Annotated in this window: 16 protein-coding genes; 12 read left to right on the top strand and 4 right to left on the bottom strand. The window is 48.6% G+C overall.

The window, feature by feature from the left end; all coding sequences use genetic code 11:
- Window positions 1-18: 18 nt before the first annotated feature.
- The 3 genes from GC101_RS08700 to GC101_RS08710 all read left to right on the top strand — a co-directional run bounded on the left by GC101_RS08700 (window position 19) and on the right by GC101_RS08710 (window position 7036).
- Window positions 19-3432: an S-layer homology domain-containing protein gene (locus GC101_RS08700; protein ID WP_171716898.1), complete on the top strand. Its 3414-nt coding sequence runs from the start codon at window positions 19-21 to the stop codon at window positions 3430-3432.
- Window positions 3433-3740: 308 nt separating this feature from the next.
- Window positions 3741-6395, top strand: a complete 2655-nt coding sequence (locus GC101_RS08705) for a glycoside hydrolase family 28 protein (RefSeq protein WP_171716899.1) — start codon at window positions 3741-3743, stop codon at window positions 6393-6395.
- Between the two features lie 5 nt (window positions 6396-6400).
- Window positions 6401-7036 carry a YczE/YyaS/YitT family protein gene (locus GC101_RS08710; RefSeq protein ID WP_171716900.1) on the top strand — a complete coding sequence of 212 codons (636 nt, stop codon included), beginning with the start codon at window positions 6401-6403 and terminating at the stop codon, window positions 7034-7036.
- A 305-nt stretch (window positions 7037-7341) separates the two neighbouring features.
- Here GC101_RS08710 and GC101_RS08715 read toward each other — a convergent pair whose 3' ends face one another.
- Window positions 7342-7749: a MerR family transcriptional regulator gene (locus GC101_RS08715; RefSeq protein ID WP_171716901.1), complete on the bottom strand. Its 408-nt coding sequence runs from the start codon at window positions 7747-7749 to the stop codon at window positions 7342-7344.
- Between the two features lie 120 nt (window positions 7750-7869).
- Between GC101_RS08715 and GC101_RS08720 the strand changes: the two genes are divergently transcribed.
- From GC101_RS08720 to GC101_RS08750, 7 genes are all read left to right on the top strand, one after another.
- A complete protein-coding gene (locus GC101_RS08720; protein ID WP_171716902.1) occupies window positions 7870-8919 on the top strand; it encodes an NAD(P)-dependent alcohol dehydrogenase in 1050 nt (349 codons plus the stop codon).
- A gap of 407 nt (window positions 8920-9326) precedes the next feature.
- Window positions 9327-9872, top strand: coding sequence for a PadR family transcriptional regulator (locus GC101_RS08725; RefSeq protein ID WP_171716903.1), 546 nt, complete (start codon window positions 9327-9329; stop codon window positions 9870-9872).
- Complete coding sequence (locus GC101_RS08730; protein WP_246354236.1) at window positions 9856-10347, top strand: hypothetical protein; 492 nt, start codon at window positions 9856-9858, stop codon at window positions 10345-10347. Before GC101_RS08725 ends, GC101_RS08730 begins: the two co-directional genes overlap by 17 nt.
- Window positions 10348-10558: 211 nt before the next feature.
- Window positions 10559-12826 (top strand): helix-turn-helix domain-containing protein, encoded by a 2268-nt coding sequence (locus GC101_RS08735; protein WP_171716905.1) that lies wholly within the window; start codon window positions 10559-10561, stop codon window positions 12824-12826.
- Window positions 12827-13056: 230 nt separating this feature from the next.
- Entirely contained in the window at window positions 13057-14013 is a 957-nt protein-coding gene (locus tag GC101_RS08740) for an ABC transporter permease (protein ID WP_042134638.1), read from the top strand.
- Window positions 14014-14027: 14 nt separating this feature from the next.
- Window positions 14028-14927 (top strand): carbohydrate ABC transporter permease, encoded by a 900-nt coding sequence (locus GC101_RS08745; RefSeq protein WP_171716906.1) that lies wholly within the window; start codon window positions 14028-14030, stop codon window positions 14925-14927.
- Window positions 14928-14986: 59 nt separating this feature from the next.
- Window positions 14987-16618: a type 2 periplasmic-binding domain-containing protein gene (locus GC101_RS08750; RefSeq protein ID WP_171716907.1), complete on the top strand. Its 1632-nt coding sequence runs from the start codon at window positions 14987-14989 to the stop codon at window positions 16616-16618.
- A gap of 298 nt (window positions 16619-16916) precedes the next feature.
- Here GC101_RS08750 and GC101_RS08755 read toward each other — a convergent pair whose 3' ends face one another.
- Both GC101_RS08755 and GC101_RS08760 read right to left on the bottom strand, forming a co-directional pair.
- Window positions 16917-17372 (bottom strand): GNAT family N-acetyltransferase, encoded by a 456-nt coding sequence (locus GC101_RS08755; protein WP_171716908.1) that lies wholly within the window; start codon window positions 17370-17372, stop codon window positions 16917-16919.
- Window position 17373: 1 nt separating this feature from the next.
- Window positions 17374-18015 (bottom strand): YczE/YyaS/YitT family protein, encoded by a 642-nt coding sequence (locus tag GC101_RS08760; RefSeq protein WP_171716909.1) that lies wholly within the window; start codon window positions 18013-18015, stop codon window positions 17374-17376.
- A 112-nt stretch (window positions 18016-18127) separates the two neighbouring features.
- Here GC101_RS08760 and GC101_RS08765 point away from each other — a divergent pair, with 112 nt between their 5' ends.
- Together GC101_RS08765 and GC101_RS08770 are read left to right on the top strand one after the other, a co-directional pair.
- Window positions 18128-18580 carry a MarR family winged helix-turn-helix transcriptional regulator gene (locus GC101_RS08765; protein WP_042134644.1) on the top strand — a complete coding sequence of 151 codons (453 nt, stop codon included), beginning with the start codon at window positions 18128-18130 and terminating at the stop codon, window positions 18578-18580.
- A 68-nt stretch (window positions 18581-18648) separates the two neighbouring features.
- Window positions 18649-20055 (top strand): amino acid permease, encoded by a 1407-nt coding sequence (locus GC101_RS08770; protein ID WP_171716910.1) that lies wholly within the window; start codon window positions 18649-18651, stop codon window positions 20053-20055.
- Here the strand turns inward: GC101_RS08770 and GC101_RS08775 are convergent.
- Window positions 20052-20684 (bottom strand): LysE family transporter, encoded by a 633-nt coding sequence (locus GC101_RS08775; RefSeq protein WP_171717056.1) that lies wholly within the window; start codon window positions 20682-20684, stop codon window positions 20052-20054. The two genes, GC101_RS08770 and GC101_RS08775, sit on opposite strands and share 4 nt — an antisense overlap.
- Between the last annotated feature and the right edge of the window lie 6 nt (window positions 20685-20690).

The following is a 20690-nucleotide window of genomic DNA, read 5'->3' on the forward strand; positions in this document are numbered from 1 at the left end:
TATTGTGGAGGGAACAGGATGGGGAGTTTATTTAAAAGAAAAGCCAAGCGTATGATATCAGCCGTTATGGCTTTTATGCTGGTGGCATCATTGTTTGGAACGGTAGTGCATGCGGGTACGAATAGCCAGGTGTCAATAATAGTCTCGGCAGATAAGCAATCCTATTCGCCAGGAGATGAAGTAACCGTCACTGTTTCCGTAAAGAATATTGGCGGCGTAACTGCTGCAGGTCTTTCAAATGTATTTATTGCTCTCGATTATGATCCCAGGTTTTTGAGTGCAGATGACTATGTTACAGAGCAAGACGGAATGCGCATATTTAAAGAGGAAGCCTATTCTCCTGGAGGCACCCTCGATAAATCAGCTTATAATTATTCAGCACCCACAGATTTATCTTATGAGGCAGGAAACTATGTTCCGGAGGGATATAACGAGGTCCAGTTTTCGGTCGACGCGCTTATTGAACCTGCAGCACTGTATTCGGATACGGAGCTGTTATCTTTTAAACTAAAGGCACTAGACAATGCGCCTGATGATGCAGATCACTTAATTAAATTGAATCCGCAAATCACTTATTTGCAGGAATATGGAGTGGGGCACCTTGATCCATCAGAAGTGGCTTTACACCCTGCAGAGGTAGTGCTGGCAACGAACCCGGGGCCAGCAGGCCCAACACAGCCGACAGATCCAAGCGGTCCGGGAACTCCGGCTGCAACACTCACTGATTTCAGATTGGATACGTACACGACAAACATAACTGTTGGTGATGTCATTAAAGTTACAGGGACAGCCTACTACAGTGATGACAGTACGGTTGAAATCACTAAAGATGTGGAATGGTCGTCAAACAGCGGTAAAGCTTATATGAATAACGGGTGGTTGACAGCGTGGGAGTCAGGCAGCTATCAGATCACAGGCAGTTATGAAGGGTTCACAGATTCCCTGACATTTGTTATTGCACAGCCTCAAGGAGAAGTTAATATAGAACATGACTTACTTCTTAATGCTTCTTATCTTATTTTCAAGATTGGTGATTATAAAGATATTTTAGCCTATAAACGTTATATGAATGATAAAATAGATCCGCTTGATTTATCCGAAATTGAGTGGTCCAGCTCAGACGCATCTGTCGCCAGTTTTGGCGAAGATGGCAGAATTACTGCTCATGCCGCAGGGATAGCGACTATTACTGCCAGTTATCATGGTTATCAAAGAATGGTTACTGTTGAAGTTTCAGGAGAATCCAATACAACTCCTTCCAAGACTGAAAGCGGTATTGTCCTCAGTTCTACGGAGCTGACGGTTGGAGAAAACGTCGACCGGCATGTAACCGCCTCAAGAACGTTTAGCGATGACACGCAGGAAGAACTTGCAGCCTCTGCAGTAACCTGGTCTTCCTCTGACGAGTCCGTTGCTAAAGTTCAGGACGGGCAAATTACAGGGATTAGCAAAGGTGTTGCCACGATAACAGCACGATATAATGGTTATGAAGCTGAGACCGAAGTTATCGTGTATGTCCTGGATCTGGGGATGAAAGATTATAAGGTTAGGGGTACCTCAGATTTGAATATCGTAAAGGTTGGAGAGACAGACGCCTTTACAGCAACCGCTGAGTATTATGACGGTCCTTCCAAAAATGTTACAAACGATTCCGTGTGGATCAGTTCAAATCCGGACATTTTCACAGTAAATAATGGCGTTGTAACGGGTGTAGCACCCGGATCGGCAAAATTGACTGCTGTCTACTCAAGCGTAAAGTTTGAGCAATGGGTTTCTGTTGAAGTGAAAGACACAACCGGCGGAGGTACCGAACCCGGTACGGGAACACCGACCGATCCCGGTAACGGAGGAACACCGACCGATCCTGGGGCAGGATCTGGTGGCGGTTCAACCAATCCGGGAGTCCCTTCCAAGACAGAAGTAGGGATCAGTCTGATTCCAAATGATAATCTTTTGCTTGCGCCAGCCGGTAAACAACCGATAGCGGTGTATCAGAAATTCAGCAATGGTTCGGAGGAGTCACTCTCAGGTGAAGACGTACAATGGTCTTCCTCTGACGAATCGGTCGCTACGGTTGATGACCAAGGCTTTGTTACCGGGATAGCCAAAGGCGTATCTGTAATAACGGCCAGACATAACAATTTCGAAGCAAAAATTAATGCCATAGTGTATACACCAGACACTGGTATCATGGCATTTGGGATTGCGGGCGAATCGGCTTCGAATGTTGTGAAAGTGGGCGGTACGTATGCTTTTACGGCAACTGTGAAGTATGCAGGTAACTCGCAAAAAGATGCTACGCAGGATGCGGTTTGGGTTAGTTCTAATCCCGCTGTGTATACAGTTAAGGATGGGATAGTAACCGGGATATCTCCCGGTATGGCCCAAATGTTCATCTTCTATGCAGGAGCTAAGTATAGTCAATGGGTGATGGTTGAAGCGGGAGATCCAACCGGAGGAGAAACACCGGGAGGAGGCACGCCTGGAGGAGAGACACCAGGAGGAGGCACGTCTGGAGGAGACACACCGGGAGGAGGTACGCCTGGAGGAGAAACACCAGGAGGAGGTACGCCTGGAGGAGAAACACCAGGAGGAAGCGCGCCTGAAGTAGAGACACCAGGAGAAAGCACGTCTGGAGGAAATACATCCGGTGGAAACTATTCCAGTGGAAATACAACTACTAACACCGGAACGAGTACAAATACTACAACCGGAACAATCATCACTGGCAGCATAGCAGACACCAGTATGCCTGTACAGCCGTCCACTCCATCAGTAACTGAAGTATTTAACACAAAGGTAGTAAGTCCTCAAGCGGTGGTCAGCAAAGTACAGACTCTGGTATCTTCGGCCACACCTGCCGCCAGCTTCCAACAACCGGCAGATGTGAAGGGACATTGGGCAGCGAAAACAATCGACATGCTCCTCAAGCTTAATATCATTAAAGGCTACACAGATGGAACGGTGAAACCGAATCAGGCCATTACCCGCGCCGAATTTGTGGGTATCCTGTCCCGCATCTTTGATGTGGAAGGGACAAGCGCTGTATCGTTCAAGGATGTAACGGGCAGCAGCTGGGCCAAAACGGCAATTGAGCAGTTTGCAGCTGCGGGCATCATCAATGGTTATGCAAATGGCGAGTTCCGGCCCCACCAGACGATTACCCGGGAAGAAATGGTGATTGTACTTAGCCGGGTGATTAATCTGGAAAGCCTGGAAACAGATGCTGCGAAAGGCGGCTTCAGCGATATTCAAGGAGCCAAAGCGGCCAGCGCCATTGAGCAGGCGGCACAAGCCGGAATTATCAGCGGCTTCAGCGGCGGCACCTTTGCACCGGATGGTAATGCTACCCGTGCGGAAGCGTTAACGATGATCCTGAACGCCTTGAACCTGAACGGCCAAATCAAGACCATGCTGGATACCTTGAAATAAATTAATTTAAATTATAGCCTGGATCGGGCGATTGAAAGAACGGCAGAGATGCCGTTCTTTCTTTATTTTCTTCGTATCCGGTTATTTGAGTAGAAGTTTGCAGCATGGTCTTGCCTCCTAAGGGGATATGATATTTGTTAGACGATGAATAGCGCTCCCCCCTGCAGTTCAAGGGAGATATCTAATGTTGTAGATTCTATTAATATTTATAAAGAATGAAGCTGTAGATCCAGTAGCAAAAAGATATAATAAGAGAAAACTGCCAGGATGATCCGGTTCGGGTTGTTCCTAATCCATTGGAGGCTATTATGTTTCAAGTAACGGAAGCAACAGGGTGTCCTTTTGACAAAGGCTATTTAATTAAGGAAGCGCATACATTCGATATCCGCGGGTTTGGGGCGGGTCCGGAGAATGCGCCTGTGGAGAATACCAAGGCAATTAACCGCGCCATTCAGGCAGCATCTGTAGAAGGCGGCACAGTGGTTATTCCTGAAGGCAGCTTCAGAGTATATACGATTCGACTGCGGAGCGGCGTTAATCTGTACTTGTCGGCAGGGAGCGTGCTTTCCGCAGCAAGAACGGATATCCGTCATTCCTATGAGCAGCAGATCGGGGAAGGCGGCAATTATGAAGAGCCTGAGGTTAATTTATATGCCGGTCTGCAGGATCACGGTCATACGTACTTTGCCAACAGCCTGATTTATGGCGCGGATATCCGGAATGTGATGATTTATGGGCCCGGGCTGCTGGATGGAAGTTCTTTGAATGATGAGGGAGAACTGGAGCAGGTTCTGATGGGCGGGGACCCGCATGAGCCATTGCGCCGGGACGAGCCCGGTCACCGCGGTGAATGGTTCGGCAATAAGGCGATTGCGATGGTGCGGTGCGAGAATGTCGCATTCTGCGACTTTTCTATCCTGGCCGGCGGCCATTTTGCCATTATAGCAACCTGTGTGAAGAATCTGCATGTCGGGCATATTCTCGTGGATACGAACCGGGATGCGTTTGATGTGGACTGCTGCGAGAATGTGACCATTGTTCATTCCACCTTCAATTCATTAACCGACGATGCTATTGTGCTGAAGGCCTCCTATGGCGGTGGAATCTTTATGCCGCTCCGCAATGTATTGATTGAAGACTGCGTGGTTAGCGGCTACGACACAGGCTCCGTATATGCGGGAACGTATACACAGGACAAGCTGATTGCAACAGACCGCTGCGGTCCTACCGCCCGCGTCAAGCTGGGTACGGAATCTACTTGCGGGTATGATTGTGTCACGGTCCGCCGTGTAGCGTTTAAACGGTCGAGAGGTTTTGCCCTTGAGGCCGTCGACGGGGCGGACTTAAGTCATATTATTTTTGAAGACTCCATGATGGAGGATATCAGCAGCTCGCCTATTTTCATCAAAATAGGAGACCGGGGACGTTTCCCTGTCACGGGGAATAGCACTGGGGAAGAGTTGATAGCGGCACGGGATGCAGCACCAAATGTAAGATTGGACCAGCCTAACTGGGTGCTGCCGGCCAAGGAACCGTATCAGGTGTATCCGGCAAGGCGCTATCTGCCAGCCTATAACAGGACGCGCAAGGTTTCTGCGGACGGTGTGTCTGCTTTTAATGTTGTAGACCTTGAGCAGCCTTGCCGGTTGAACCCTGCTAACTATCATGAAGAGGGCGGCAGATGGTTTGCTGTCCGCTACGATGAGCACTCGAAGAAGTATGTGCCTGACTACAATAAGGAATTACAGGAAAGCGAGCTGTCGCTGTACGGCAATGCCAATGGTAGCGGCCGTATAGCCAATGTTCACGATATTATCATCCGCAATATTACCGCTAAGAATGTCGACCCCCGCTATCCCATTGAACTGATGGGGCTGGTAGGCAACCGGATTAAGAATGTCTCGATCTCCAATATTCAAGTGGAGTACCGCGGTGGTCTATGTCTGGAGCATGCGGTGGAACAGCGCCAGCTGAATACGAACTGGGAATATACCCGGTACGGCAGTCCGAAGCGCAGCATTCAGTTGCTGCCGTGGCTGGTGAACACCTTTTTCCTGAAAAATGAAGGGTTATTGCCCCGGGTGGAATGGAATCCGGAAGCAGGAGCGTGGAAGGATGCGCCGTTCAATGTACCAGAGCTGCCGGAGGTGTATCCTGAGCCCAGCAACTGGGGAATCCTGCCGGCTTATGGTCTGTACGCCAGACATGTGGACAATCTGTATCTGAAGGAGATTCAGCTGCGCTATATGACGGAAGATACCCGGTATCCCATTGTGCTCGATGATGTTGTAAGTGGCACTCTTGAGCATATCCATGCCAGCCATGCACAGGGGGTAGAAGAAGTCGTACTGGTAAGCAGCTGCTTCAAACGGCCCGCAGGCCTGGAATATGTGCCGGATTATCCGTATCAGCAGACTGCAGTTGAGAATGTGACAATGGACAGCAATCTGTCCGTCAAAAGGATAGAAGTGGAGGCGCCTGCTCCAGGCACGCCGAAGGACAGCTTGTATCCGTATGAAACTGTTGCAATTCCCGGAAACGGCTATACATATCCGTGTGCAACCGAAAATTATCCTTTGCCTCAAACGGTATTCCGGCCCTTCTTCACAGTTGTTCCGGCACAGAGCGTGAAGGTAGGTGAGACGCTATCCTTTGCTGTTGTAGCCAGACAGCCTGCATTCGAGACTTCGTCCCGGGAGACGGATGGCAGGATTTATAATGAAACCAGCCCGGATAAGGACCCGGCAGTACAGGGGATTGCTGAGCCGATGACTGTAACAACGGGCAATCTGCCTGAGGGGGCAACTTTTGACACCTCCTCTTTTGTACCAGGCCAGGCTTGTATGTTTAGCTGGACTCCTGCTGCTGATGCGGTTCGTGATGAACCTTACACTGCCACTTTTATTGCTGATGACGGGATAATCCCGGTCAAGATGAATGTCAGCATTAAGGTTGTAGGATGAACTATATGAAAAGATATATGAATTCAGTAGACCCCAAACGATTGATCATTATGCTTATCGGGAATGTGTTTCTGGGGATGGGCATCAGCATTTTTAAGCTGTCCGGAATGGGGAATGATCCCTTCAGCGGCATGGTGATGGCACTTGCAGACACCAGCGGGCTCGCCTATGCGAATTTTCTAATCCTGCTGAACCTGGTGTTGTTTGTAATCGAGTTTATCACGGGAAGGAAGTATATTGGAGCCGGAACTTTCGTAAACGCCATTTTGCTGGGTTACATCGCTACCTTCTTTCATAGTACCTGGCTGGAGCTGCTCGGCGAACCTCAGCTATTGTGGCAGCGGGTGGTTACAGTGGCGATTGGTGTGGTGATCTGCAGCTTCGGGGTATCCATGTATCAGACGTCGGATGTGGGAATAGCTCCCTATGACAGCCTGTCCCTGATTATGAGGAATAAGTTTCCGGCAATCTCTTATTTCTGGCACCGGATGTTTACAGACGCTTTTTGTGCTTTGATCTGCTTCCTGTTCGGAGGCATCATCGGTTTGGGGACGCTGGTGTCCGCACTGGGCCTTGGCCCGATCATTCATTTCTTTAATGTGAGTTTTACGAACAAGCTTCTGGCAAAAAAAGGTCCATAAGCAAATGAGGATTCCATTTCGCTGAGTTAATATTAAACAAGGGTAGCCCGGGCTCTGCAAAATATTGCAAGCCCGGCTACCCTTTTGTTGTATACTCAGTCCTTGGGTCCCCGTTTATCCTTGTGATCCGGTGCAATACCGGGAGCCGACACCTCCGGATCATCACCCATCAGAGCACCCACAATTTCGTCCAGCTTGCCAGCGGTCCCTTTTTCATCGTTCAGGCTTGAATCGGCTTCAGGTATAGGGTGAACGCCCGGCCGGGTGAACCACCAAATCCGCTTTTCCCGATTTACACTCTCCCGTTAAAAGCCTGTCACCTTCTTGGTTTTATGAATATCTTCCGTACCGCTGTCTAAGGCAGTCTTATAATAAGAGCATTTATGTTCGATGACTTCCATCGTTTTCTTCAGCTCCTCCATCTGTGCTTCAACTGAGGCTTTCCGCTCCAGGAACATGTCATATCTCTGCTGCAAAGTGGAATCTCCCTCAGAGCACCACTCAATGAAATGTTTGATTTCCTTAATCGGCATCCCGGATGATTTCAGGCATTCAATTATTTTTAGAGCTTCCATATCCGCTTCCTTGAACACACGTCTTCCGCTGGAGGTCCTTTCGATAAAGGGCATCAGACCTTCCTTGTCATAGTAACGCAGAGTATGCGGTGTCATATTGAAATGTTCTGCAGCCTCAGTTATAGAGTATGTCTTCATCACGAATCTCCAGTCTCAATTGTATTTTGTGCTTGACTTAGAGTTAACTTTAAGTAATATCATATGGTTTGTAAAGTCGTCCTTACGGATTCTACTATGAACAAGAAGAGAGGTTACACCATGATACAAGTTAATGCACGCGCTACATTCAGCCAGGAAGGCCCGTTCAAGCTAACGACCATTGAGCGCCGGGAGCTTCAGCCGCAGGATGTTCTGATTGAGATTAAATTCGCCGGGATCTGCCACTCGGACATTCATACCGCCCGCGGGGAGTGGGGTCCAGTCAAGTATCCGCTCGTTCCAGGCCATGAGATTGCCGGGATTGTCAGCCAGGTCGGTACCGGAGTTACAAAGTATTCCGTTGGTGACCGGGTAGGAGTAGGCTGTATGGTTGACTCCTGTGGAGAGTGCAGTAATTGCCATAAAGGCGAGGAGCAGTATTGCCTGCATGGAAATACGGGTACCTATGGAGCTACCGACCGGTACGGTCACTATACACAGGGCGGGTATTCCACCCATATTGTGGTGACAGAGGACTTCGTGGTCCGGATTCCAGACGCTATTCCGCTAGACGCCGCTGCCCCGCTGTTATGTGCCGGAATCACAACCTATTCACCGCTTCGCCATTGGGGAGCCGCTCCAGGCAAAAATGTAGCCGTAGTAGGTCTTGGCGGACTTGGACACATGGCTGTGAAGATCGCTCATGCTATGGGGGCTGAGGTTACGGTTCTGTCACAGTCACTGAAGAAGAAGGAAGACGGTTTGCAACTAGGTGCGGATCATTATTATGCGACTAGCGATGCGGAGACATTCAAGCAGCTTGCCGGTTCGTTCGACCTGATCATAAATACAGTAAGCGCGCAGATTAATATCGATGCTTATCTATCGCTCCTGGCGCTGGATGGTACCTTGGTCAATGTCGGTGCGCCTGCTGATCCGCTGGCCGTTAACGTATTCTCGCTGATCGGCCACCGCCGTTCATTTGCCGGATCGATGATTGGCGGAATCCGTGAGACGCAGGAGATGCTTGATTTCTGCGCCGAACATAACATTGCCTCTGAGATCGAGGTTATCTCTGCCGACAAGATTGATGAAGCGTGGGAACGTGTACTCGCCTCCGATGTCCGTTACCGGTTTGTCATTGATATCAGCACGATGGGTAAGGAATAAAATCCTGCACATAATACAACATTTTCCATATAATCTCGGCTAAAATTCAGTATTGTTGTATAAAAGGCAGCATTTCTTCTCCTTCAAGCAGCTCAGCGAAACAATTGATGTATTTCATACAACAATCTGTCTGAACACCCGGGTATCTGGGCAGCTAAGTTGCAGTACGTACAACATTTGGGCCTATACAGTGTAAATGTGGACCAATCTGGTTATATTTGCTTATGAAATCCAAAGGGATCATATCCTTTTGGATTTTTTTGTTTTTTGAAATGCTCAGAACTAATGCACAGCAAATGCTATTGACAAACACGCCAACAAGTCATATATTCAATATATCGAAACGATATATATCAATACATTATATATAAACCCGCTATATGTCGTACTGAGGAAGGAGGGAATGAATGCTTATATATGTAATACTCGGGTTTCTGTGCGACAAGGATATGACAGGCTATGAAATCAAGCAGAAGATGATGCGCAGCACCTCCAGCTTTATTGATGCCAGCTTCGGCAGCATCTATCCTATGCTCAAGAAAATGGAAAAGGGGGAGCTGATCAAGGCTGAAGAAGGGGTAGAAGAGGGCAGATTCAAGAAAGCCTATCGGATCACGGAAAAGGGGAAGGGTGAGTTTATGGAATGGCTACAGACACCCTGTACATTTTCCCCGTTCAATTATGAGTATTTGAATAAGCTGTTCTTCTATAAATATCTTGACGAGCATGAGGTTGCCCGGCTGATTGCCAGCTTCCGCACCACTGTCGCCAGTGAATACAACAAGCTTACTTTAATAGAAGAGAAGCACATTCAAGAGATGGGTGTATACGAACACGCGACGTTGAGGTTTGGCAAAGAATATTATCAGATGATTATGAATTGGCATGAGGATCTCATTAGTGAAATTATAAGAAAGAAGGAGAATAACAATGAGAATGACCAAAAAATTTAAATTGCAGATTGCAGCGGACAAGGTGGATTTGTATAAATGGGTGACGGAGATGACTCCAGGTGAATATGAATCATTCTCGAAGGGCCACAAGGCAATGGGCAGTTATTTTGAAGAGGGTGAGTTCTATATGGTTAATGTGGAGAATATGGGGAATGAGATGATTGTTCAGCATTATCAGTTAAAAGAGCATGCAGAGGATCATTTGCGGTTCTACTCTGACCGGACAGAAGCCTATATCATGCGGTGGATACCCGCCATTGTCGGAGTGCCATGGGAAATGAAGATTACGCCTATTGACCGTAACTCTTGTGAATTCAGCTGTACGATTGGTGCAGACTTCCCCTCACGGTTGCTGGCTATGGCAGCTTGGATAAACGGCCTTGGGGGGTTCTTTATGAGACAACATTTGGCCGGTGAGGGCGTGAAATTTGCTGAAAATATTGAAATGAAGTTTAACAAAGCCAGTACACGCTGAGCTTGGGAGATAGTACATGTGTACACATACAATGTTCGACAATCTATGAGCAAATGACCAGACCGAGAACCCTATTTTATGGTATTATCATAGAACAGTATTTACGCAGGTAAGCTACTCTTCATCAATCTAAAGGTATAAGCAGAGAAGCCCAGTGTATGCGGGGCTTCTTTATTTTAGATAAATTTACCGTAGGAACAGGGGGCACACCATGAAAAAAACACCGATGATGCTACAGCTGGCATTGATTCTATTCTGTATCATGGCCATTCCGGCAGCGATCTTGACGTGGTATAGCGGGGCACAGATCATAGAAAACTCAGAGACAGCCATCGGTGAATCTGCACTTGCCGGTCTCAATGCCAACCGCAAGTTAAATGAGAATGCACTGGCCAATCTCGCCCAGGATACGGCGCGTCTGGCTGCAACCAATGTATTTGATCGCATCCGCAGCTTCGAGACGTATGACGAGGTGAACGCAAGCTACACTAATGTGACCAAGGCCTTGTCAGTGATGAATGAACTGCTGAACCTGAACCGCCGTGTAGACGGCGTTTATTCCTCATACTTTTATCTGAATAACTCCGATTATGTTATTTCTACAGACAATGCAGTTACGAAGCTGGAGCGGTATGAGCAGGTGGGCTGGACAACCGAAGCACTGGCAGGCCAGAGAGGAATCAGCGGTGTGTGGGTACCCCGCGTGCTGGGCTCGGGCGATCATGTGGTGTCTTATGTATACCCTCTCAATCGTCTCTCCTCCACAACGGACGGATTGATTGTCGTCAATATGCGGGAGAGTCAGATCGGCAAATATCTGAATACGGCAGAGGCCGGGGACGGCCATTCCCTGCTCCTTGGATCTGACGGAAAAGTAATATCACACAGTGATAAGTCGCTGCTGCTCACCGACGGCTTTGAGCAACCCTTCCTACAGGAAATCCTGGATCAGGATTCAAGTGAAGGTTATACATTCCGCGAGCTGGACGGCAACCGGATGGTTTACGCATGGAGCCGCTCGGCATTGTCTGGATGGTGGAATGTAAGCTGGAGCTCGATGGATAAGCTGATGACCAAATCACGGGATATGCAGGGGAATATTATTTTGCTTACCGGAGCTATTATTGTGCTGGGAACGGTACTGGCGGTCTTTCTCGCTACCTGGATGTCCAGACCACTCCGGCAATTAGTCCGGATGATACGCTCGAAAAGCAATCTGGAGGTAGTCAATAAGAATGAGCTTGCCTTTCTGAATGTAGCGTTTAAGCGGATGCAGGAGGAGGAGGAAGGCCTGTTCCAGCTGCTGCAGGAGCGCGAACAGGACACCCGCAGCTTCGCTGTTCACCGCCTGTTGCGCGGAGAGATTCCGCCCCGGATTACGGAGATCTTCCCTGAGCTGTATTACAGAGTAGCTGTGGTCTCCATCGACCAGTACAGAGTGTACGTTGGCAATACGAATCTGGAGACACGCAGCTATCACGGATATCTGCTCAACGCGAAGTACGAGAGCCTGTTCCCGGAGGGGGTTCTGGCCCGTTCTGTCTATCATAGTGACGGCTGTATTGTGATTGTAATCAACTTTGCTCCGGGCGGGGATGAGCAGAGTTGTGACCGGATCCAGCAGGCGCTGGACAGAATCCGGGAGGAGTCGCTAGAGCTGTTGGGGCATTCGGTCACCATAGGGGTAAGCGGCTTGGCAGATGCACCCGAAAGGGTTGCCCAGCGGTTATTCGAAGCGATGGAGTTGATTAAGCAGCGGATGATTAAGGGAGCCGGAAGCGTGATGTACTGGCAGGACGAAGAGGAGAACAGCCGTAAATATATGGATTCCGAAAGCAGCGAGCGGCGGATTCTCAACTTCCTGGATGCCGGCGATCTGAACGGGATACTTAAGGAGCTTCAGGTCATCCGCTGCCAGATCGGCTCAGCAGAGAATATTTCCTACGATAACATTATGTTCATTTATCACCAGCTGCTGGGTGCGACGATCAAGCATCTCCGTGAGAATCATATCAGTACCGGAAGAATGATTATGGGGAAAGGCAACATCTACACCCTTCTGGCATCGATGGATACGCTGGATGAGCTTGAGGCATATTTGCACGGGTTCTTCCAAGAAATCGTGCAGGACCTGGACCGGGGTACCCGTGAAGCCAATCATGGGGAACGGATCATTCAATATTTGCAGGATCATTACCGTGAAGAAATTGTATTGAAGGATATGAGCCATGATTTTGGCATCAGCTACTCCTATATGCGCAAGATTGTGTATGACTTAACCGGCAAGAGTATGATTGATTATCTGAATCAGCTGCGTATCGAGAAGGCCAAGGAATTACTGCTGGATACCGACCTGACGATCAAACAGATTGCGGCAGAGGTGGGCTACTTTAATGTACAGAGCTTCAACCGGTTTTTCCGCAAATACGAGGGCATGCCGCCGAGCAGCTACAAAACAGCCAAGACCAAAAGCTCCTAAGGGCCTGCTTCTGGCCGTAATTATTCAATTCATGACTCTTAATGAAAACGTTTTAGCCTATCATATTTGATCATATTGCGGCTGCGGAGGCCTTATAAACCGCGTGGTTGTCAGTTTTAATGGCCAGCAGCATTACTCATCGTATTCAAAACCGGCTAATGGAGATAGCATAGAGCTCAAGCCGGTGGATGCAACTGGCACAGAGATAAAATGATGTAGGAGGTGAGACTTTGAAAGTTGCAAACGCTTCAAAGACAAATCAAAATGCTCTATTAAGAAAGAAACAGGGGCCCGGGTATTTTTTAAAGCGTGACTGGCAGCTCTATTTCCTGGTATTGATTCCACTGTCTTTTGTAATCGTATTCAAGTATCTGCCGATGACCGGACTTGTAATCGCTTTTAAAGACTACAAAATTGCAAAAGGCTTCTGGGGCAGTGAATGGGTGGGCCTCCAAATCTTCCAGGATATTTTCGCCAAGCCTGACTTTGCTCCTGCTGTCCGCAATACGCTGCTGCTGAATATTCTGGATCTGTGCTTCAGCTTCACGATGCCGATTCTGCTGGCGCTGCTGCTGAATGAGGTCAAAAGTATCCGGTTCAAACGTATCAATCAGACGCTGCTGTACTTGCCGCATTTCCTGTCCTGGGTCATTATCGGGGCTATCGCTTATCAGCTACTTAGTGAAGGCGGCGGCGTGATTAACAATCTGATTGAACTGATGGGCGGTACCCGCGTTCCGTTCCTGCAGGAAGACACGAACTGGCTGATCAGCTATCTGGCTATCGGTGTGTGGCAGAGTATGGGCTGGGGCACGATTATCTACCTGGCGGCGATGAGCGGGATTAACCCGGAGATGTATGAAGCGGCTACGGTCGATGGGGCAGGACGCTGGAGAAAGGTATGGAATATTACGGTACCTTCTATCCGTGCAACCATCGTAACCCTGCTGATCATGAATCTGGGGAAAGTAATGGAGGGCTCGTTCGAGCGGATCTTCGCTCTGCAGAACAAGGCTACCACAGAGTACACAACAACCATACCGGTTCTGGTATACCGCTGGGGGATTGAATCCGGTAATTTCAGCCGGGCGACTGCGCTTGGATTATTCCAATCTGTTATCGGAATTATTCTTGTAATAACGGCAGATCGCGTCGCTAAAAAGCTCGGTGAAGATGGAATATTATAGAAAGGAGGGAAACCATGAGAGCATCAACAGTCCGTTCGGCCTCACTAAGTAAAGGACGTTTGGACATCTGGGATGTGCTGATCCGCTTCGTCTTAATTGTTGTTTCACTAATATGTCTGCTGCCGTTCCTGCATGTCGTGTCGAAATCCCTGAGCTCTGACTCCTTCGTCATTGCCAATAAGGTCTTTCTGTGGCCGCAGGGCTTCACCATCGAAGCGTATAAGAAAATCTTCGCGGATGCCAGTATCCTTCGTTCCCTGTACATCTCGGTTATTGTCACCGTACTGTTCACGATTCTGGGAATGATTCTGACGATATGCGCCGCGTATCCGTTGTCGAGAGCCCAGTTCAAGGGCCGCCGGGTTATCACCTTCATTTTCCTGTTCACGATGTACTTTAGTGGAGGGATCATCCCGGATTACATGAACATTAATAATCTGGGACTAATGGATACGATCTGGTCACTGATTCTGCCCTTGTCATTCAGTGCCTTCAATTTGCTGATTATGAAGACATCGCTAACGCACGGGATTCCGGTGAGTCTGGAAGAATCGGCGCGCATCGACGGTGCGGGGCATTTCAGAATCCTGTTCAGTATTGTCCTTCCCTTGTCCAAACCGATTATGGCGACACTTGCCCTCTTCTACGCGGTTGGACGCTGGAATGCTTACCAGGATGCACTGTTCTACATCAAGCATGAGACTTCGCTCCGGCCGCTGCAGCTGAAGCTGTATTATCTGGTCATTCAGGCGAGTGAAAGCTTCCAGCTGGAAGCCACCACAGTATCACTCAGCAACCCGGAAGTGCTTAAAGCATCCGTTGTGGTGTTTGCTACCCTGCCGATTCTCTGCGTGTATCCTTTCGTTCAGAAATACTTCGTGCAAGGGGTTATGCTAGGAGCCGTTAAGGAGTAGCCGTATGTTCCGCAAGCAGCAGTAAATAGCAGCCGAAAATTAAAAATGGGGGAATTACGATGAACAAAAAAGGTTTTGCTTCATTAATGATGGCATCTGTCATGACAGCCGGCATGCTTGCCGGATGCTCCGGCGGAAATGATAAACAGAGTGCCGGAACGGACACGCCTGCCGCTTCCAGCAACCAGAGTGAGGGCTTTGCAGATTATTCACAAGGCTTTAAAGAGAAGGTTGCGATTGATATTCCGGTCTATGAACGCGCTTTCGAGGGCTGGAATGTAAGTGATAACTATTACACCCGCTGGGTTCAGGCGGAGTTCGGTGACAAATACAATATCGATGTTAATTTCGTGCCGATCTCCCGCAGCAGTGAAGTAACCGATTACGAGCAGCTGCTCGCATCGCATAAGGCGCCGGATATTATTTTCCACTACGATATGCCTCAAGCGCTTACTTATTACGGTGAAGATGTAATGCAGACGCTTAATTATGCAGAAATAGAAAATTATGCTCCAACTTACTGGGCGAATCTGGGTGAAACGATCCAGCAATACGGTAAAGTGGACGATAAGAATACCTTCTTCTTCGCTGCACGTCCTGAAGCCGATAACTTCGTCAGTATCATCCGTAAAGACTGGGTGGAGCAGGTTGGCATGAAGGTGGAGGATTTGACCTCCCTGGAGAAGTATAATGAGATGCTGGCGAAATGGAAAGAAGCCGGACTTGGTGTGACTGCGGGAAATCTGATTAAGGACTTCTACAGCTATAACTATGCTTTCCGTGAATGGCCGGTGGATCAGGCATATCGTGCCCTGTATTCGGATGTAAGTGTTGCTGACTTCACCAGCGCTGATACCGAACGTTTCCTGCGCAATCTGAACTATCAGTACAATAACGGTCTCGTGGATAAAGAGTTCTATCTGCGCAGTGATGATAACAAGATCAAATCTGAATTCGTTGCCGGCAAAACGGGTAACTACGCATTCTATCTGACCAACAATGCCGATGTATTCGCAGCTACGCTGGCCAACAACCCGGATGCCGAATTTGCGGTAATTCCTCCGAATGCAATGGTGCCGGAAGGTTACAAGCCTCAAGGACGCGCTTACTGGCCGTTCGGCTTCATCATGGGCATCAACTATGAGACTACGGATGAAGAGCGCGCTGCCGTCTGGATGTACCTCGAATGGCTAAGCCAACCGGAGAACCTGTTCAAGTTCCAGAACGGTATTGAAGGCGAGAACTATACACTTGATGCTGAAGGCATTGCTGTGAAGAACCCGGATTACAAAGGCGAATCGGTCCTCTCCACGAACAACAATAAAGACTACTGGGGACTAGTGACTGAAATTGCGCAATATCCGGATGCAGAGAAGACCCTCCAATCGAATCTGCGTAACTGGTCACCGGCCGGCTATGAATATCTCGCGGAGGATATGGTGAAATACTACAACGAGGTTGCGGAATTCCGTACACCTGATGCCATGTTCAGTGTAGTGCTCGAAAAGGTTAATGAATACAAAGCGGATCTGAACTCGCTGTTCCAGGATCTGTATGTGAAGACCGTTCTGGCTCCGGAAGCTGAATTCGATGCAGCCTATGCAGATGCCAAGAAGAGCTTCCTTGATGCTGGATATCAGGAAATCCTTGATGAGAAGCAGGCAGCCATCGATGCGGGCCAGTTCCGTTAATTTGAAGTTATAACGACAAAAAGCAGCGATTCTCTTGTTATTGGAGGATCGCTGCTCTGCATTTTTGGTCATTTTGTGGCTTGCATTTTTTATGTTATGAAGACCGGAATTCGCATTCCGCTTAAACAGCGGAGAGGACGGAACGACCCGCGGAAAAGCGGCAGCGGTCGCCTTTGTGTCCGGATTTTAACCGCTAAGGAAAATTAAAAAAATCTGGACACAACAGCGATTGGAACAACGATCCGTTCGCGCAGCGTTCTCACGAGCTCAATCGTCTATCTGACTCCAATTTGTTGTTTCACAATGCCTTCGTCATAAACACACTGTAAGGGTCCTCAATGTAATCCCCGAACGGGCTACAGGTCTCAAACCCGAATCGTTCGTATAATTTCCGGGCCGCCTCGAAGCCTTCCGTCGATCCGGTTTCCAGACTCAGCCGCACATAGCCTTGCTGCACAGCTTCCTTAAGGATGTGGGCAAGCATTGCAGAGGCGACGCCTTTTCTGAGGTGCCTGCCAGAAGTCCGCATGGATTTGATTTCACCATGATGGTCCCCAAGGTCTTTAAGCGCCCCGCAACCTAATAGCTCGCCGTGTTCCCAGGCACTCCAGAAGGTGATTTCCGGTGTCCGTAATTTGTCCAAATCCAGTGCATGTACACTTTCCGGCGGGGATTGCTCAAACATGCTCTGTAAATGCTCGCTAATCAATGCTATGATTTCAGTTCCAGTCAAATTATCGATTCTAATCTCCATGTTATTCACTCCTGAGTGTAAGATGACGATCCAGGGCCTTCTGTGTAAGTGGCATAAAGTAATTAAGAATGAAGCCGCCCAGACCAATCGTAAGCAGAGTTCCGATACCAATCGGCCCCTTGAATATAAGTGCGGCAACTAAGAAAATCAGGTAAATGAGGGTTCGGGTAAAAAGTATATTAAGCCCGGTTACCGTTTGTAGTACTAATGTCAGCCGGTCTACCGGAATCGGGGCGTATTTTGAATACAAATAAATCGAAGTCCCTAATCCAATGGCGATTAAGCCCAGACTATAAAAAGCAATTTTACTGACCCACAGATGAGGTTCGATCAGATGGTGTAAAAGGAAAAGCCAGCCGTCGATGCCGATACCTGTGATAAATGCAGTGACCAGCCCTAATATTTCCGGCCTCTGCCGGGTTAACCACGAGTTGCAGCCAATCAAGAGGATGGCGATCAGCACTTCCCAGCTTCCTACGGTAAGGCCAACATTCCTGGACAGGCCGACTAAGAGTGCATCAAATGGTGAAGCTCCAAGGCCGGATAGGATGGTAAGCGAGACGCCCAGGGTTAAGATGAGAATTCCGCAGCTGAAAATGAAAAACGCAGGTAAACGGGACTTCCTTATCCTTGCCCACTCCATTCTATATTTGTTTTTTGTGCCAGAAACGCCATAATGAAATAACGATATTCATTAGTATATATAGATTTATTATTGTTGTAAATACAACATTATTGGACGGGCAGGTGATTAAGTGAAAGAGATACTTCGTGAGGTTGGAATGATTGCGAGGGCACTGGATTCTATAAGTAATATAGAGTTCAAGGAATTAGATCTGACTAAGGGGCAATATTTATATCTCGTCCGCATCTATGAGAATCCGGGAATTATTCAGGAGAAGCTGTCCGAAATGATCAAGGTAGACCGGACAACTGCCGCACGTGCGGTGCAGAAGCTTGAAGTCCAAGGCTTCATTGAAAAGAAGGATGATGAAACAAATAAAAAAATCAACAGGCTGTTTACAACTGAAAAAGGTGATCAGGCTTACTCTTTTCTGAAAAGAGAAGGGGATCATACGGACAGGGTTGCCTTAGCCGGGTTCTCCGGACAAGAATCAGAACTATTATTTCAGCTTCTGCAGAGAGTCCGGAAAAATATCGAGGTTGAATGGGAGTATGTGAAGAAGGGGAATAAAAGAGAGTACTAATTAGTCCGCTCGAGGGGAATTGTAGAGATGAGAACTCTCAAATTCGAATCAGGATGAGGACGGAATTCATGAAGCAAACCTCCAGTAAAACCGAAGATGACAAGAAGCTTAAATGGTGGCAGCTCAGTTTATTGGGCATAGCAGGGACTATAGGAACCGGATACTTTTTGGGCTCGGGACTGGCCATCTCCATGGGCGGTCCTGCTGTGCTGCTGGCCTACATTTTGGCTGCTGGCGGAACTTATGTTGTATTTGATGCGCTGGCAAGAATGACGGCAGAACATCCGGAGCAGGGCTCCTTCCGGTCCTATGCCAAGAAAGCATTCGGTAGCTGGGCAGGGTTCGGAAGCGGCTGGGTATATTGGTTCTCGGAGCTGCTGATTATGGGAAGCCAACTTACAGCGTTATCCATCTTCTCGCGTTTTTGGTTTCCGGCCGTACCGATGTGGGTTTTTGCTGCGGGGTTTGCCGCAGTGAGCCTGTTAATTGTGTTTTTCGGGAATAAGGGATTTGACCGGGTTGAAAATATACTGGCTGTCATCAAAGTGGCGGCGATCCTGATGTTTCTTGTGATTGCTGCTGCGCTTCTGGCAGGCTGGATCGGCGGGGGGAAGTTCACACCAAAGGTTCCGCTCGGGGTTAAGGCATTGTTTCCGTCAGGAGGTATCGGACTATGGTCGGCCTTTATTTTTGCTTTTTATGCTTACGGCGGCATTGAGGTGCTGGGGATTATGTCCTACAGGCTCAAGAAACCTGAGGAGGCTCCAAAGGCAGGGAAGGTCATGTTGCTCGGACTGGCTGGGGTGTATGTCCTGTCGATCGGACTTGCGGTGATCATGGTGCCGTTAAGCGCCTTTAACCCGAAGGAAAGTCCTTTTGTTCTCGCACTCAGCAGCGATCATCTGGCCTTTGTGCCGCATTTGTTTAACGGGGTGCTGATCATTGCCGGATTCTCCACGATGACAGCCTCGCTGTATGCCATTACCTCGATGATGATCACTCTTGCGCAGGAAGGCGATGCGCCCAAGTTATTCTCGAAAAAATGGAAGGATAAGTATCCGTTCTATGCACTATGTCTGATTGCTGCCGGTCTAATAGGCGCTATCATGATGTCCTTGTGGCTGCCGGGAAAAGTATATGAATACATTACCACGGCTGCGGGCCTCATGATCCTGTATAACTGGTCTTTTATCTTGCTCTCAGCCGGCCGGCTGCTTAAGCCCAGTCTTCTCAGCGGAGTGAAACGCTGGACGGGCCTGGTGCTGATTGCGGTTGCTGTAGCAGGGACACTGTTTCATGCGCTCAGCCGTCCGGGCTTCTACATCAGTCTGCTGATTGTTTTACTGATTGCGCTGAGTGACTGGATTGTTCAACACTATCGCGGCAAAAAAGGCGGTACCCATGAATCTCATTCCCTGCAGGGCGGTCCTGAGTTCCGGATCACAGGGATCAGGCTGCGCAAAAACAAGGTTTAATGAAAAAAGAGCAGCCGTGCAGCCTGTACACCAAAATAAAAACCAAAGCCAATCAGCGACAGGCCGGACAGTATGGAGATCACCTGTAATACCCTGACCGTCAGAAACTTACGGAAGAGACTGGAGGCGGCCGCCATGGTTACGTCCCAGAGCAGAATCCCGAGGACGATTGCCCCGCTGTAGATCAGTAGCTGCTGCATCGGATAATTACTGGCAGCCTCAGCCAATATCGAGCCGTATATACCCAGCCAGAACAGGATGGACAGGGGATTGAATAAGGACATCAGAAATCCCGACACATAAGACCTCGACAGGGAGGCATCGCTTCCCCTTAGGCCGGCCACTGAAAGGTCTCCTGTATTCTTAATGCTGTCCACCCCTGTATAGACGAGGACGAAGAACCCGAACAGCCACAAGAATACTTTCACAAACGGGTCGTCCAGCAGGTGAATTAGGCCGAAATAGACAAGCAGCATATAGATAATATCTGCGCTGACCGCGCCCAGGCCAACAGCCCAGGCATGCATGAATCCTCCGCGGAGTCCCTTGTCCAGCTGTGCAGCATTAATGGGCCCCAAGGGTGCGGAAAGAGATAATCCCAGAAAGATATAACCTATAAATACGTTAATGTTGTC

The sequence above is a fragment of the Paenibacillus phytohabitans genome, assembly GCF_013141775.1.
GTDB classification, from domain to species: Bacteria; Bacillota; Bacilli; order Paenibacillales; family Paenibacillaceae; genus Paenibacillus_AQ; species Paenibacillus_AQ phytohabitans.